Source organism: Desulfobaculum xiamenense (genome assembly GCF_011927665.1).
Lineage (GTDB): Bacteria > Desulfobacterota > Desulfovibrionia > Desulfovibrionales > Desulfovibrionaceae > Desulfobaculum > Desulfobaculum xiamenense.
This window is the reverse complement of the sequence record NZ_JAATJA010000001.1, coordinates 356,859-373,071: the sequence shown is the minus strand read 5'-3', so window position 1 is coordinate 373,071 and position 16,213 is coordinate 356,859. Positions and strand designations below refer to the sequence as shown.

At 49.9% G+C, this 16,213-nt stretch carries 13 protein-coding genes; 12 read left to right on the top strand and 1 reads right to left on the bottom strand.

The annotated features are described in order from the left end of the window. Positions 1-135: 135 nt before the first annotated feature. The 10 genes from GGQ74_RS01700 to GGQ74_RS01655 all read left to right on the top strand — a co-directional run bounded on the left by GGQ74_RS01700 (position 136) and on the right by GGQ74_RS01655 (position 12,048). Positions 136-705, top strand: a complete 570-nt coding sequence (locus GGQ74_RS01700) for a restriction endonuclease subunit S domain-containing protein (protein ID WP_167939815.1) — start codon at positions 136-138, stop codon at positions 703-705. Between the two features lie 21 nt (positions 706-726). Continuing rightward, positions 727-2,241 carry a type I restriction-modification system subunit M gene (locus GGQ74_RS01695; RefSeq protein ID WP_167939814.1) on the top strand — a complete coding sequence of 505 codons (1,515 nt, stop codon included), beginning with the start codon at positions 727-729 and terminating at the stop codon, positions 2,239-2,241. 81 nt (positions 2,242-2,322) lie between these two features. Then, a complete protein-coding gene (locus tag GGQ74_RS01690; RefSeq protein ID WP_167939813.1) occupies positions 2,323-3,342 on the top strand; it encodes a virulence RhuM family protein in 1,020 nt (339 codons plus the stop codon). A 49-nt stretch (positions 3,343-3,391) separates the two neighbouring features. Beyond that, the gene (locus tag GGQ74_RS01685; protein ID WP_167939812.1) at positions 3,392-4,621 is read left to right on the top strand and encodes a restriction endonuclease subunit S; all 1,230 of its coding nucleotides are present in this window, start codon (positions 3,392-3,394) and stop codon (positions 4,619-4,621) included. Positions 4,622-4,687: 66 nt separating this feature from the next. After that, positions 4,688-6,049 (top strand): AAA family ATPase, encoded by a 1,362-nt coding sequence (locus GGQ74_RS01680; RefSeq protein WP_167939811.1) that lies wholly within the window; start codon positions 4,688-4,690, stop codon positions 6,047-6,049. Then, positions 6,033-6,671 carry a retron system putative HNH endonuclease gene (locus tag GGQ74_RS01675; protein WP_167939810.1) on the top strand — a complete coding sequence of 213 codons (639 nt, stop codon included), beginning with the start codon at positions 6,033-6,035 and terminating at the stop codon, positions 6,669-6,671. Before GGQ74_RS01680 ends, GGQ74_RS01675 begins: the two co-directional genes overlap by 17 nt. Before the next feature lies 1 nt (position 6,672). Further along, positions 6,673-9,972 carry a type I restriction endonuclease subunit R gene (locus GGQ74_RS01670; RefSeq protein WP_167939809.1) on the top strand — a complete coding sequence of 1,100 codons (3,300 nt, stop codon included), beginning with the start codon at positions 6,673-6,675 and terminating at the stop codon, positions 9,970-9,972. Continuing rightward, positions 9,959-10,702, top strand: coding sequence for a M48 family metallopeptidase (locus GGQ74_RS01665; RefSeq protein ID WP_167939808.1), 744 nt, complete (start codon positions 9,959-9,961; stop codon positions 10,700-10,702). The genes GGQ74_RS01670 and GGQ74_RS01665 overlap by 14 nt, the downstream gene beginning before the upstream one ends. A gap of 185 nt (positions 10,703-10,887) precedes the next feature. Continuing rightward, a complete protein-coding gene (locus GGQ74_RS01660) occupies positions 10,888-11,442 on the top strand; it encodes a BRO-N domain-containing protein (RefSeq protein WP_167939807.1) in 555 nt (184 codons plus the stop codon). Between the two features lie 201 nt (positions 11,443-11,643). Beyond that, positions 11,644-12,048 carry a phage antirepressor N-terminal domain-containing protein gene (locus tag GGQ74_RS01655; RefSeq protein WP_167939806.1) on the top strand — a complete coding sequence of 135 codons (405 nt, stop codon included), beginning with the start codon at positions 11,644-11,646 and terminating at the stop codon, positions 12,046-12,048. A gap of 253 nt (positions 12,049-12,301) precedes the next feature. On the opposite strand, the gene GGQ74_RS01650 is transcribed toward GGQ74_RS01655, so the two are convergent. Next, positions 12,302-14,494, bottom strand: coding sequence for an AAA family ATPase (locus tag GGQ74_RS01650; protein WP_167939805.1), 2,193 nt, complete (start codon positions 14,492-14,494; stop codon positions 12,302-12,304). Between the two features lie 168 nt (positions 14,495-14,662). Between GGQ74_RS01650 and GGQ74_RS01645 the strand changes: the two genes are divergently transcribed. Further along, positions 14,663-15,097, top strand: coding sequence for a phage antirepressor N-terminal domain-containing protein (locus GGQ74_RS01645; RefSeq protein WP_167939804.1), 435 nt, complete (start codon positions 14,663-14,665; stop codon positions 15,095-15,097). A gap of 228 nt (positions 15,098-15,325) precedes the next feature. Then, positions 15,326-15,889 (top strand): recombinase family protein, encoded by a 564-nt coding sequence (locus GGQ74_RS01640; RefSeq protein ID WP_167939803.1) that lies wholly within the window; start codon positions 15,326-15,328, stop codon positions 15,887-15,889. The last annotated feature ends 324 nt before the right edge of the window (positions 15,890-16,213 follow it).

Genomic DNA, 16,213 nt, shown 5'->3' with positions numbered 1-16,213 from the left:
GGTTGGCTTTGGTCTCACGGTCGGAGCCTGTTCCCCTAGCTTTTTCTGCATCATTTGCAATGATGAGCCTCGTTTTCCCTTGACCTTCTTAGGTAATTCGATACTGTCTTCATCATGCCCAATGGAGACAAAATCATGAAGCTGTCCGATGCTGTCAACATACTCCCAGCCCACCCCTTTCGGGGAAGCATTGAGGAAGTTGCCGACGGCACGGCCAGAGCTGTCCAGATGAAGGACATTGAGGACGACGGAGCCGTTGCGTGGCATTCGCTGGTCCGGACCGAGGTCGCCGGACGGCGTGAACCGAACTGGCTCCAGCCACAGGATATTCTGTTTCTGGTCCGTGGCAGCAGGAACATTGCCGTGTTCCTCGACTCCGTCCCATTCCCCGCCGTCATCTCTCCCCATTTTCTGCTTCTGAGAGTCGCGCCCGGTGCGGGCGTCCTGCCTGCGTTTGTGGCGTGGCAGATGAATCAGCTTCCCGCACAGCGCTACTTTGAGGCGTCGGCAGAAGGTTCCGTACAGCGAAGCATCCGCAAGGCGGTACTCGCGGACCTGCCCCTTGTTATCCCGTCCCCAAGCACACAGCAAGCCGTTGTCCGCCTTGCCGCCGCAGCGCGGCAGGAAGCCGAGACCTACAGGAAACTCATTGCCAACCGCGAGCAGGAGCTTCGCGCCGTGGCATCAACGATACTTAACCGATAAGCCCTTTAATGAGGTAACAACGTGACACCCCGCATAAGTCAAAAAGAAGTCAACGACGCCGTATGGAACGCCTGTAATACGTTCCGTGGCGTGGTCGATGCCAGTACATATAAGGATTATGTGCTGACCATGCTCTTCCTGAAATACATCAGCGACGTATGGCAGGATAATTACGACACCTACAAGGCTGAATACGGCGACGCGCCCGAACTCATCGAAGAAATGATGAAGAACGAGCGCTTCGTGCTGCCAAAGGATGCCAACTTCTATGCCTTGTATGACCGCCGCTTCGAGGCAGGCAACGGCGAGCGTATCGACAAAGCTCTGCACGCCATTGAAGAAGCCAACATGGGCAAGCTGAACGACGTCTTTCAGGACATCAGCTTCAACTCCACCAAGCTCGGCGACGACAAGCAGAAGAACGACATCCTGCGCCACATGCTGGAGGACTTCAGCAAGCCGGAACTGAACCTGCGTCCCTCGCGTATCGGCAATCTGGACATCATCGGCAACGCCTACGAATTCCTCATCAAGCACTTTGCCGCTTCTTCCGGCAAGAAAGCTGGCGAATTCTACACCCCGCCCGAGGTCTCCCAGCTCATCGCGGAGCTTGTGAATCCGCAGGAAGGCGATGAAATCTGCGACCCTGCGTGCGGCTCCGCATCCCTTTTGATGAAATGCGCCAAGCTCATCAAGGATCGCTTCGGCAACCGGAAATATGCCCTGTACGGACAGGAAGCCATCGGCTCGACATGGTCGCTCGCCAAGATGAACATGTTTCTGCACAGCGAGGACAACCACCGCATCGAATGGGGCGACACCCTGCGCAACCCGATGCTTCTGGACGGTGACGACCATCTTAAGCACTTTGACATAGTGGTGGCCAACCCGCCTTTTTCGTTGGACAAGTGGGGATATGAGTCAGCAGAGGCCGACCGTTTCGGGCGTTTTCGTCGCGGCATTCCGCCCAAGACCAAGGGCGACTATGCATTCATCCTGCACATGATTGAGACCCTGAAGCCGGGAACCGGACGCATGGGCGTTGTTGTTCCGCATGGCGTCCTGTTCCGCGCATCCTCCGAAGGGCAAATCCGCAAGCAGCTCATCGAGGAAAACCTGCTGGATATGGTCATCGGCCTGCCGGAAAAGCTCTTCTACGGTACAGGCATCCCCGCCGTCATCCTCGTGTTCCGCAAGAATAAGAAGGACAACAACGTTCTCTTCATCGACGCCTCGCGCGAGTATCAGGACGGCAAGAACCAGAACTTCCTTCGTGACGAAGACATCAAGAAGATTCTGGATACCGCCAAAGCACGCGAAAGCGTGGACAAATACGCCTACCTCGCAACCCTTGAGGAAATCCGCGAAAACGATTTCAACCTGAACATCCCCCGCTACGTGGACACCTTTGAGGAAGAAGAGGAAATCGACCTTGAGGCCGTTCTGAAAGAGCGCAAGGAACTGAAAGCAGACCTCGCCAAGCTCGAAGTGGAGATGGAAGGCTACCTGAAGGAACTGGGCTACGAACTGCCGTAGCTGGGAAATAGAAGGCGTTACAACGGCTATTCCTATGAATACATGGAACGTAAACACACGCCGGAACAGAGAGGCCAGACCATGAGCAACGAGCAAGGCCTGCCGCCTTCGGTCCGGGAATCGGAATTGCTGCTCTACACCGCGCCCAGTGGCAAGGTGAAGGTGGAGTGCCTCTTTCACGGCGAAACCATCTGGTTGCCGCAAAAGAAGATCGCCGAGCTGTTCGGTGTTGGCGTTCCCGCCATCTCCAAGCATCTGAGCAACATCTTCGAGAGCGGTGAACTTGTTGAGGATTCAGTTGTTTCCATTTTGGAAATAACTGCCGCTGACGGGAAAACCTATCAGGTAAAGCACTTCAACCTCGATGCCATTATCTCCGTGGGCTATCGCGTGAACTCTTCCCGCGCCACGCAATTTCGCATTTGGGCGACGCAGCGGCTGAGAGAGTTCATCATCAAGGGCTTTGTGCTGGATGATGAACGCCTGAAAAACGGGCAGCACTTCGGCAAGGACTTCTTCCGCGAACTGCTGGAACGCGTCCGCTCCATCAGAGCCAGCGAGCGCCGCATCTATCAGCAGATTACGGACATCTTCGCGGAGTGCAGTATCGACTACGATCCGCAGTCCGAAACCACACGCAAGTTCTACGCTCACGTGCAGGACAAGTTCCATTTTGCCATCACCGGACAAACCGCTTCGGAAATCATTCATGACCGAGCAGGCGCGACCAAGCCACAGATGGGGCTGACCACCTACAAGAATGCCCCGAACGACCGCGTGCTGAAGTCTGATGTCGTGATTGGCAAGAACTACCTGAGCGAAGAGGAAATCAAACGGCTGGAGCGCACTGTCTCCGGCTTCTTCGACTATATTGAAAACATACTTGAAAACCGTACCAGCTTCACTATGGAGTCATTTGCCGACAGCGTGAACCGCTTTCTGGAATTCAACGAATACCGAGTTCTCGAAGGCTACGGCTCCATCTCGCGCAAGCAGGCCGAAGCCAAGGCGTATGCCGAATACGAAAAATTCAATCGCACGCAACACATCGAGTCGGACTTTGACCGACAGGTGAAGGCGCTGAAACGCGCCGGAAAGTAGCGGACAGGATATACAACGATGATGAAATATATTGTGATGGGGTGGGGTTATGGTGCCTGAGGGATGGAAAGAGAGAACAATTAAGCAATCAGAGATAGAGCTTATTGACGGAGATAGAGGCAAAAACTACCCCAATTCTAAAGAATTTTTCAATAAGCAATATTGTCTTTTTCTAAGTGCAAAAAACGTAACAAGACAAGGCTTTAAATTCGAAGAATGCCAATTTATTACTCAGAAAAAATCAGAATCCTTACGAAAAGGGAAGCTAAGGAGAAAAGATATCATCATCACTACACGAGGAACTGTTGGCAACTGTGCCCTGTATTCTGATGATATTTTATTTGAGCATATTCGAATTAATTCAGGAATGCTAATTGTACGAAATAAGGACAAGGGTATTGACACAGAATTTCTTTATATAATTTTTAAATCGCCACTTATTGAAAAACAAATTGATAAATTCACATTTGGCAGCGCACAGCCTCAGCTAACAGTGAAGACAGTTGGCTCGATTAAGGCACTTCTCCCCCCTCTCCCCGAACAAAAGAAAATCGCCCGCATCCTGTCCACGTGGGACAAGGCGATAGAGACCGTGGACAAGCTGATAGAAAACAGCAAGCAGCAGAAAAAGGCACTCATGCAGCAACTGCTGACAGGCAAAAAACGCCTGCCGGGGTTCAGTGGGGAGTGGAAAGAGGTGCGGCTGGGGGATCTGTTGTCTAAAGCAAGCAACGGCATGACTTATGATGCTAATGCAACTGAAGGGCTTCCGATTTCACGTATTGAGACAATCTCAGATTGGAAAATAAACCACAAGAAGGTGGGATACGCACCTAACTGCGTTGAAACTCAAAAATTCAAACTGAAAACAGGTGATATTCTCTATAGCCACATCAACAGCTTGTCTCACATCGGCAAAGTTGCAATATACAATGGTGACAGAGATTTATATCATGGAATGAACCTGCTACTACTCAGATGCAAACCTGAGGCAGCAGACCCTTCGTACATATACTTTTTTTTGAATTCTTATCATGGGAAAAAACTCGCCCTGCGATTTGCAAAAAGAGCGATTAATCAAGCAAGTATTAGTTCTACTGATCTGAAATCATTCAAAATGATAGTTCCTCCAAAGGAGGAGCAAAAACAAATTTCTCAAGTCTTGAAAGCGGTAAGCGGTTCGCTATCCAAGCAAAACGAAATCAGGACAGTGCTTATTAATGAAAAGCAAGCCCTCATGCAACAACTGCTAACAGGAAAACGCCGCGTGGAGGCGTAGAAAAAATGGAAGACCACTTCTCCGTCAGATATTACCAGGTAACAAGCGGCTCGCGAGGAGATATTTATGCGAATTAAAAGCTTAGAACTAGAAAATTTTAGGTTGTTTGAAAAAGTCAGCATCCCATTCGTCAGCTCAGATTCAGATAATGGAAACGTTGTTGTTTTTGTCGGCAATAATGGAAGTGGCAAAACCACCATTCTTGAAGCTCTTTCTCTCAGTTTAAGCTGGCTTGTTGCTCGCATTAGTAGGGGGAGTGGCGGTCAAGGGACTGGGATAAAAGATTTGGCGATCACGAATAAAAAGAATTTTTCTACAATCACCATTGATGGAAATTATAAAGAATTCGACTTTTCTTGGAGAATAGCCAAAAACCTAAAAGGACGAAAAAAAGTTGCTGAAAGCGATTACACCCGTTTGTCAGAACTTGCAGAATTTTTCCGCGAAAAACTCACCGAGGATGAAAACGCTTCCTTACCTTTACTTGCCTACTATCCTGTCGAGCGTACCATTCTTGATATTCCTTTAAAAATAAAAACTAAACACTCCTTTGGACAACTGGATGGCCTTGACGGTTCACTTGTTCAAGGAGTTGATTTCCGACGTTTTTTTGAGTGGTTCAGAGAACGTGAAGACAGTGAAAGTGAGTTGCGTTCACGTCATAGTGATGATGTTCTTGCTAAGCTTAAAGCGTTACTTAGTGAAGACAGAGAACTCGACACGATCAGCAGAGAAGATATTGATAACATCGTAGGAAAACCTTTACGCGATAGACAGCTTGATGCTGTTAGAAATGCAATATCAACTTTTATGCCAGGCTTTGAGAATTTGAAAATCAAGCGCAAGCCAAGATTGCGAATGATGGTTGATAAAGATGGCGTCCCACTCAATGTTGAACAACTCTCTCAAGGTGAAAAATCACTGATGGCCCTTGTTGGAAGTATTTCCAGTAGACTTTCAATGATGAATCCTATTCTTCCTGACCCACTCAAAGGGCGAGGAATAGTGATGGTCGACGAAATCGACTTGCATCTACACCCCAAATGGCAAAGAGATATCATCGACAGGTTGCGCAACACATTCCCGAACTGCCAATTTATATTGACAACCCATTCTCCGCTTGTGATTAGCAACTCGCCCAATACACTAACATACATCCTTAACAATGGAGAAATCGAGCGAGTTGGGAACTTGTACGGTATGGATGCTAACCAAGTCTTATTGCAAGAAATGGGTGTTGAAATTCGCAATTCTGAAATTCAAAACAAACTTGATGACTTGATGGACTTAATTCAGGAACGGAAATTTTCCGAAGCCAAATCGATTACTTCCGAGTTGGAGCAAATTCTTCCTGCGGACCACTGGGAACTCAACAAGGTGAAGATTCTCCTTCTTCGAAAGGAGGCGCAGTGTGCGAAAAATAGTTAAGGGGCAAGAGCCGGATGAGCTGTCAACATGGAAACGAGCGAATCCAAACAGACGCTATGAGCATACGACTGGAATTGTTAAGCAAGCAATTAGACACGCCTGCATAGATGAACAATTTGGACTCTGTGCTTATTGTTGTAAGCCGATAACTCCGAACAGCGATAGCAGCCATAACGAGCACGTCGAGGCGCAACACATCGCACCAAATCGAACAGTTGATTTTGGAAACATTGTGGCCAGTTGTGAAACAAGAGGACAATGCGGAAAGGCGCATGGAAATCAACAATTACCACTAACGCCATTAATGGACGAGTGTGAGACTGAATTTAAGTTCAAATACTCAGGCAGAATAGAAGGTGTAACTCCACGAGCTAAGACATCAATAGATGTCCTTAAATTAGACAACAAAGTTCTAAAAGAGGCTCGAAGGGGGGCTATCGAGGCTCTCCTTTATGAGTTTGGGTGCCCCCCCAAAGAAACAGCAGATCTTGAAGCTGATACAATAAGCATACTACTTGACGACCTTGCTCCCAGCGACGGCTGCGAGCTAAAGCCATATTCCCCTGTGCTTACCAACATTCTACAACACGAATTGAGAATATTACAGGCTATGTGTGATTAGTATGCACCACCTACCGGAAACCAAGGAAGAATACAGCGCCAAGATTCCGGCCTTGCAGGTTCTCATGAATCTCGGCTGGACGTATATATCGCCCTCGCAGTGCCTGACCAAGCGCGGCACGAACCGTGACGTTTTGCTGAAGGATGAACTCATCCGTTCGCTCCAGGCACGGCGCTTTGAATGGGACGGCAGGGAGCACGCGCTTTCGCCCAATGCCATCGAGCATATTGTGCGCGAACTGTCATCGCCGGGACTGCACGAGGGGCTACGCACCGCCAACGAGCGCATCTACGACAAGCTGACCCTCGGCATCACGGTCAAGGAATTCATCGACGGCAAGCCCGTTCAGCCGACCATCCCCATCATCGACTGGGAACACCCCGAAAACAACCTGTTCCACGTCACCGAAGAGATGGACGTGCTGTCTTCGGCTGGCACGCATAGGCGCATCCCTGACATTGTGTGCTTCGTCAACGGCATCCCTTTTGTGGTCATCGAGGCAAAGCGGCCTGAATCCGGCAATCCGAACAAGTCCATGCTGGAGGAAGGCGTCAGCCAGTCCATCCGCAATCAGAAGAACGACGAAATTCCGCACCTCTTCTGCTATGCGCAACTGCTCATGGCCATCAGCAACACCGAAGGACGCTACGCCACCACCAAGACGCCTAAGAAGTTCTGGGCCACGTGGCGCGAGGAAATCTTCGACGACGCTACCTTCCACGCCATCAAGAACACGCCGCTTTCAGCGGATGCCAAGGACTCGCTTTTTCAGGGCCGCCCCAAGGCCATGCGGAACTACTTCGAATCGCTGTGGTCCGGCGACGTTCTGCCCACACAGCAGGACAAGCTGCTTGTCAGCCTATTGCGAAAGGACCGCCTGCTGAAGCTGGTGCAGTATTACATCCTCTTCGATAAGCGCGTCGGCAAGATTGTGGCGCGGTATCAGCAGGCATTCGGCATCAGAGCCATGCTGGAGCGCGTGAAGCGACTGGACAAGGCCGGAAGCCGCGAGGGCGGCGTTATCTGGCACACCACAGGTTCCGGCAAGTCCTTCACCATGGTCTTCCTCAGCAAGGCGCTTCTGCTTGAGCCGGACCTCAGGGACTGCCGCGTCATCATCGTCACGGACCGCGTTGACCTTGAAAAACAGCTCTCCAGAACGTTCCTCACGGGTGGCGCGTTCGGCTCCGCCGTTGCCACCAAGAAGGAAGGCGAACGGGCAAGAGCGGGTTCCGGTCGTGACCTCGCCCAGCGCATCGGCAAGGGCGACGACCGCATCATCTTTTCCATCATCGACAAGTTCAACACCGCGTCCAAGTTGCCGGAGTGCTACAACCCCAGCGACAAGATCATCGTGCTGGTGGACGAGGGCCACCGCAGCCACGGCGGTGAAACCCACGAGCGTATGCGCAAGGCGCTGCCGAATGCGGCGTACATCGCCTTCACCGGAACGCCGCTCCTCAAGGACGACAAGACGCAGAACAAGTTCGGCCCCATCATTCACGCCTACACCATGCAGCGCGCCGTGGAGGATGGAACGGTCACGCCACTGCTCTACGAGGAGCGCCGGCCAGAGCTGGCCGTGAACGAGGCCGCCATTGACAACTGGTTCGACAAGATAACGGCGCGACTGACCGAAGAGCAGAAGACCGACCTCAAAAAGAAATTCGCAAACAAGGGCGCGGTGTATGGCTCCGAGAACCGCATTGAACTCATCGCGTGGGACATTGCCACCCATTTCTCGGACCATATCAAAACCCTCGGCATGGGACTCAAGGGCCAGCTCGCCGCAGATTCCAAGCTCTCCGCAGTCCGCTACAAGAAATATCTCGACGCCACGGGGCTGGTCACGAGTGCGGTGGTCATCTCGCCGCCGGATTCCCGCGAAGGCCATTCGGACGTGGACGAATCCGCGCTGCCGGAGGTGCAGCAGTGGGCCGAGAAAACCGTGGGCAAGAGCGCCAGCGCCGAACAGTACAAGCAATACGAGCAAGGCGTCATCGAGGACTTTGCCACCGACGACGGCGTGGACATCCTTATAGTGGTGGACAAACTGCTAACGGGCTTTGACGAACCGAGGAACACGGTTCTGTACATCGACAAGCCGCTGAAGGAGCACAACCTGCTTCAGGCCATCGCACGCGTAAACCGCCTGCACGAGGCCAAGGAATACGGCCTGCTCATCGATTATCGCGGCATCCTCAAGGAACTGGATACGACACTCAAGGAGTATCAGGACCTTCAGGAGCGCACGCAAAGCGGCTTTGACGTGGATGACATCGATGGGCTGTATCATCAGGTCGGCACCGAATACAAACGGCTGCCGGAGCTGCACAAACGCCTGTGGGGAATATTCAGGGACGTCCAGAACAGGCAGGACCTTGAGCAGTACAGGCAAATCCTCATGCCGCAGTACACGGAGGACGACGACGGAACCAGCATCGACCTGCGTCAAAAGGTGCGAGAGGACTTCTATCAGGCGCTCACGGAGTTCGGCCTGTGCCTCAAGGTGGCGCTTTCGTCGCGCTCGTTCTTCGAGGATGGCAGCTTCAGCGAAAAGGACATCGCCAAGTACAAAAGCGATCTGCGATTCTTCACGAACCTGCGCAAGATAGCGCGTCAGGACGCACAGGAAACGGTTGACTACAGCGCCTACGAGGAGCAGATACGCCGACTCGTGGACAAGCACGTGGTCGGAGAATCCATCGAAGATCCTGAGGGCGTTGTGCTGGTGGACGAGATCGGCAAGGAAGATCCGGAAGACTGGTCAAAGGAAAAGACGCGCAACGAGACGGACATCATCCGCACGCGCGTCCGAAAGACCATCGAGCAGGAACTCAGTGATGACCCGTATGCGCAGAAGGTCTTTTCTGAACTGCTGAAGGACGCCATTTCGCAAGCCGAAAAGATGTTCGAACATCCTTTCAAGCAATACACTCTCTTCAAGGAATTCGAGGACCAGCTGAACAACCGCGCCGTGTCAGGAATACCGGACGAGCTTGATGGCAACGAGACTGCCAAGGCGTACTACGGCACATTCCGGCTGGTGCTGGGCGAAGACCACTTCAAAGCCATCCCGCCGGATGAAGAAAAGAAGCTCATTGAGGAAGCCAAGGCCATCGACTCCATCGTCGGCACCGCCGTTGTGGAGCACTCATTGAGTCCGCAGGCGATGGAATCCACCATTCACAAGGGCATCCTGCCGCGCCTGTTCAAGCTCATCGGGCTTGAAAAAGCAAAGGATGTCATCGAACACGTTATTCAGATTACCAGAGTGCGTCTGGCTCATGGAAACAGATAAGACAATCATGCAAACACTCACCTATGGCGATGAATGCATTCGCTATCAAGTGTGCCACGTGCCGGGGCGGAAGGCGAAAGTCGCCATCCATGTGCATCCGGACGGTTCCGTTCAGGTCGATGCGCCGCAGGACGCCGACCTCGTGAAAATAAAAGAGGCCGTGCAGAAACGCGCCAGATGGGTTCTCGACCACATGCTCCGCGCGCGGGAGCTTCGCAGGTACGTACTGCCACGTGAATACGTGAGCGGCGAAAGCTACTTCTATCAAGGCCGCCGCCACCAGCTCAAAGTCATCACGATACAGGAACAAAAGGCGCAGGTGCGGCTCTATCGCGGAAGGCTGGAAGTGAGCACGGAAGACAGCTCACCGGAACGCGTCAGGAGCCTCTTGAAGGACTGGTACAGGCAACGCGCCAAGGAATACTTTGCGCAGCGTCTGGAATCCATTGTGGAGAGAACCCCGTGGAAGGATGATGTGCCACAGTGGCGACTCCTGACCATGAAAAAACAATGGGGAAGCTGCTCGCCAAACGGCACTCTCTCCATAAATCCGCACCTTATCAAAGCGCCGCGAGAGTGTATCGATTACGTGCTGACGCATGAGCTGTGCCACCTTCAGGAACACAACCATAGCCCCCGCTTCTACCGCCTGCTGGCGGACCGGATGCCAGACTGGAAGTCCGTCAAGGCAAAGCTGGACGGTATGTCGGAGCTGCTGCTGAATGAATAGCTGAGGCGCGAGCCGCTCATATAGTAAAGCTCATAAAAGGCTGGTTGAGGAATATTCCTTAGCCAGCCTTTTTTGCGTTTAGAGAGGCGAAAGCAGAGAGATTAAATCTCAATAAAAATCGGAATGTTATCATTTAGGTTGCACTAACAACCGGAACAACCCCCAAACTCAAGGAGGACATAATCATGGGTGAAATCAGCACACTTACCCTCAACGGCATAGCCGATGCCCGAACCATCGTGGATGATGACGGTGAACTCTGGTTTATCGCAATGGATGTTTGCAAGCACCTTGGTCTCAAGCCGAGGGATTCAGTGCGCTACTTGGACGACGACATGAAAAAGCATCTTCCAAGAACCGCCCTCGGAATAAAGCCCGGAAAGCCGCTACTGATTATCAACGAACCTGGTCTGTACCCGCTCATATTCCAAAGCCGAAAACCTGAAGCCATGGCTTTTCAAAGATGGGTGCGGAAGGAAGTCCTGCCCTCGATCCGGAAGCATGGTGCGTACTTCATGATGAAGCCCACGGACACGGATGAAAGCATAATCCAGAAGGCAAAACAAATCATTGAGCTGGCGCGTGAAGATGACGGCATTGAATGCCCCGACATCTTGCGAGAGTTGGCAGACAAGCTTGAAGCCGCCCTGCAAGGTCAATTCATGCCGACATTCACGACCAGCACGTGCAAGGCTTATCCGAATGACGCCAACGACTTAGGCCCCATCATTGACGTCTAACCCAAAGGAGAAAAGTATGACACGCAGTCAATTACGCATCAAAGCTAAGTGTTTTTAAAACGGACTATCACCGCCGCATGACGCCCCAAGGCAAACGGCACTGCGGAAACACTTAGGAAAACCCAAAACATGAAGGCTGGTTGAGAGAAATCTCGCCAGCCTTTTCTTATTTCAACATTCCATTCGAAAGGAGAAGTTAAGATGGCTAACGAAACCCTCATCCCTGTCCGTCATGAAGAAGTAGCTGTATGCGGTGAATACGTCCTTGCCGCTGTCACCGAGGATGGCAAGGCGTACTTCTCGCCGCGCCATGTGTGTGATGCGCTCGGTATCGACTGGCCTACCCAGTTCAGAAAGATCATGGCTGATGAAGTCTCGAAATCAACCGTTGGCGAAATGACAACGGTTGCCGCTGACGGCAAGAAACGTGTCCAGACCATGCTCCCCATTGAGTTCGCCAATGGATGGCTGTTCACAATCAAGAAGGTCCGCCCTGAACTCCAAGCCAAGCTGAACCTGTTCCGCGCTGAAGCGTTTCTCGCGCTCGACGCATGGTTCCGTCAGGGACACTTCGTAAGGACGACGAATACGTTCAAAGGCGTGTAGCCTCTCCTGTATTCCTGCGGGAGATGGCTGACGTGATCGAGAAGAAGGACCGTGAGCTTGCAGAGGCGCGTCCATCGCCTTCCACGAACGCCGCACCCACAAGAAAACCCTGTGGACTATCAGCATGGCGGCGAAGGAACTGGGTGTAACCCTCAGTCGCCTTCAGGTCGTCCTGCTTAGTGTCGTATTCCCAATTTCAAGTAGTGGGACTGCGTTTTAGGTTGGTGCTTTAGGCGGCCTCAATGTCAGCTTCTTATTGTTTATCTTCATGCATCATCATTCGATAATGCTCCCCGTGCTCATTTTTGATAAATATTTCTCTAAATACCCTTAAATAGTTGTCGCGAACTTCAACACTTGGCGTAACGAAAAGGTCGTCAAAGACACAGTGTGAACCGTCGTTTGTCCACTGCAACAAAGAATGACATATCACTTTATCATCACCGTCAAATTTTTCTGCAAGTTTCCATTTTTTGATATTCCCAAACAGTTCGAAATAATTTTCGATAATCCTGCGAAGGGTATTTCGTACATCCATTGTAGGATTATCTTTTGCTTGAATAACCTCTTCCCACAACATTTGATAACTTGTGCGAACTGGATTTTTTTCATGCCGTTCGAGCTGTGAACAACCACCAATTTTTCGAATAATCCAGAACAGAGAGCGCGCTGTCTCTGCATCTTGTTGATTAGTAACTTCCTTAAAAAAATAAACGTTGTGAGTTAAAATAAATAATTGATGGATTTTGTATTCTTTTCGTTCTTTAGCAAGGCTTTTTATGAGAGTGCTAACCACATAAAGTACCTTACTATCGAGACTAGAAACAGGGTCGTCAAAGATAACTATTTTGTCTTCAACCGTGCTTTGGCTTTCCGAAATTCCTTTTACCTTCTGGTAAAAGTACAAAAAGGCGATGAACGTTTTTTCCCCTTCACTTAGTGTCTCATTTGCTTTTTGCCCGTCTTCACGAATTATTGAGTAGTGCGCTTGGTCATCTTCTTTTTTAAGGGAAAAGTTTGTAAAGCCAAAAGAACACAATACCTTGTTGATGTCGTCTACAGGTTTTGCAGCGTTTTTAAGACTTGCCCCTATTTCTGCAACTTTTGCCCGATGTTCTCGAAGTTCTCCATGTAATGTGGCCCGTTGTTTATTAATGTTGTCGATGCCACTATTAGACCCGTCTATGCTTTTCTTGTAGGCTTGGTACTGAGGGGATATTTCATCGCCCAAGAATGTCCAAATGTCATTCGTGAGTTCTATTTTTCCTCTATCGAATTCTTCAATTTTTTTGTTATAGTCAATAACGGATTGTCGCGATTCAGATATGACACCTTCTATCTTCTTTAGGAGATCATCAATTGAGTCAATTTCTACGCGTTCACTCAGCTCTTTTTGTTTTCTAGACAATTCCAACTTGTTCTTTTTTAATACAGCTTCGAGAGCATCGAGGTAATTTTTTACGTTTTCATACCGTAAACATTTACTGCTGTATGTTTTATACTCATTTATACGCTCTACTAGTTGCTCAGCTTGAGTGTTGTACTTGGCAATGTATTCAGCAAGCGAATCTTTTTTGTCTTGATACGTAGCATCGAAGTAGTGTTCCAAGTTCATCTTAAAATCTACAGGCGCGTCCTGTTGACAAAACGGACACTTCTTGCCGTCAAAGAATGCTCTTCCTTGGTCAACCCAATCATTATTCCCTAACTTCTCGATTAACTCAGCAACAGTCGTCTCTTCTTTCCCTTTAATTGATTCCCCCAAAAGATGAGAAGGTTCTAAGCCTGTTAAATCTGCCCAAGCAAATTGAGGTGGAAGGATCAGCTTCTCTGGTTTTCCTTCGGGGTTGAAGTAAAGAGAGGCTGATTGTTCAATCTCTTCCAAAGATTTTGCCGGCATTCCTTTTTTGTGCGATTCTATACACTTGTCTCTAAATTTTGCGCGTGATTTTTTGAAACCAGTATATGCTGGATCAAAAGTATCGGAGTGTTTTTTACCTACCTGCCAACATTGCTCTGCTAGTTCTGTTTTGGCTTTTTCAATATCACTTTTGAGACGTTCTAGCGTGTTGTCATGTTTTTGTATTAGTTCTTTTTTTCTCGCTATTTCAGCTTCGTGTCGCTTAAGTTCTGCTTCTAATTCAGGGGCATCTTCGCCCATGACAAACACCCCTTCAAGAGAGGATTGGCTTATCGTTCTTCTCACAAAATCAGCATCATACACGAATAGCTTTCGCTGCTCATTTTCTTTCCACCCTGTTTCAAACGAGCAGTCTGAAAACCGTTCGCTACTTTCGGCGCAATTCATTTTGCAATTAAGGAATTTGGCGATGGTGCTCTTCCCACAGCCGTTTTCTCCGTAAATAAAGTTCAATTCCTTTAATGGCTCTAGAGTCTGTTCGCCTTTGTAGCTGGCCGTATTTTTGAGCTTGATTGAGGTAAGCACAATAGTTCTCCAGATGTAATAACGGTTTTCAATATCAGAATATGAAAATAAATATTGGAACAATATTTGTTGAAGCGGGAGAGGTCAAGAGGGGGGGGGGAGGGAAAGCATTCAGACTGAAAGGCAGAAGGAATTTATTCACAAAAATCTGCGCGGGTTTACAACGTTATGAAAAGCGACCCCCCCCATGCCCTTTGGTGTGCGCTGAATGGGCGAGGCGTTTCAACCGCTGAAGACTGCAAGGCGTACTTCTCGCCGCTCCATGTGTGTGATGCGCTTGGTATCGGATGGAAGTCTCAGTATGTGAAGATCAAGGCTGATCCGGTGCTTCCGTCAACTGCGGTGGAAATCACCACGGTTGCCCGTGATGGCAAGAACTACAAAATTTCCATGCTCCCCGTTGAGTTCGCCAATGGTTGGCTGTTCATCAAGATCAGGAACGATCCGGTCCACTCTCAAGTCGTCACGGAAATCGTGACACCTTCGGCGGGAGGCGATCAGAAGACCGCCGTAACCGAAATGGTGACGATGCGTCTTGACAGTTGGCAGGTGCATTCGACCTGTGTGGGCGAAATGACCACGCAGCTTTCCGGCTCCGGTTAGTCTACAGAAAACAAAGAAGAGGAAGTGCTCTCAACCTGCGTAGTGGAAATGGCAACGCAGCTTCCGTTTTTCTTCTCAAAAGGTATACCTTGTGGAACACACATGCCATTGCCTGAAAAGCCGCTTTGTTCCGTGTCTCAAAACCTCGCAATCATATTTCTTGACACGCCTTCTCGAAATGTCTAATCCTTCTGTTACACGATGGGCACAGAAGGAGGAAACAGGAATATGGCTCATGTTGGATACATCCGTGTTAGCTCAATCGACCAGAACACTGACCGCCAGCTTGCTGACCTTGATTGCAACTTGGTGGAAGTATTTGAAGAGAAGGCGAGTGCCGCAACGTCTAAGCGGCCTAAGCTGGAAGAGTGCATGAGGTTTGTCCGCAAGGGCGATACGCTCCACGTTCATTCAATAGATCGCCTTGCCCGTAACCTTGACGACCTGCTCTCGCTCCTAAAGAAGTTCATAGGCAAGGGCGTCGCCGTTCAGTTCCACAAAGAGGGGTTAACCTTCACAGGCGAAGACAACCCATTCCAAACGCTCCAGCTTCAAATTATCGGAGCCGTCGCCCAGTTTGAACGCTCCATCATCAAGGAGCGGCAAAGGGAAGGTATTGCCAAGGCACAAGCCAAGGAAAAACACTGTGGCAGAAGGGCCAAATTGACGCCAGAACAGGCCGAAGAGCTTCGACATAGGGCAACAGTCATGGGCGAAGAAAAAAAGGCGTTAGCGGCTGAATATGGCATAAGCAGGCAGACCTTATACCGCGTCATCGCTGAACCCAATTAACATACCGAAATATATAACTTTAATTAGGTTGCACTAACAAGGGGAAAGCGGTCTAGCTGCACCCCTCAATTCTTCACATCCCTGCGACAAATAGACGACCTCTCTCCTACACTTTCTTTCTTGGTAAGGCCGGAGAACACTTGCACGACAAAGCAGTGTTCTTCGGCTTTTCATATTGTGACGGCTTGTGACAACGACAAGAAGGAAAGAGCTGAACTTAAGATCAACTATAGTGACAGCTAAGGTGCAAGGGGAAGTAGGCAGACAAAGAAGAAGAGGAAAGAAGATACCTAAGTCATACAGCAGTGAACATAACGTGAACTG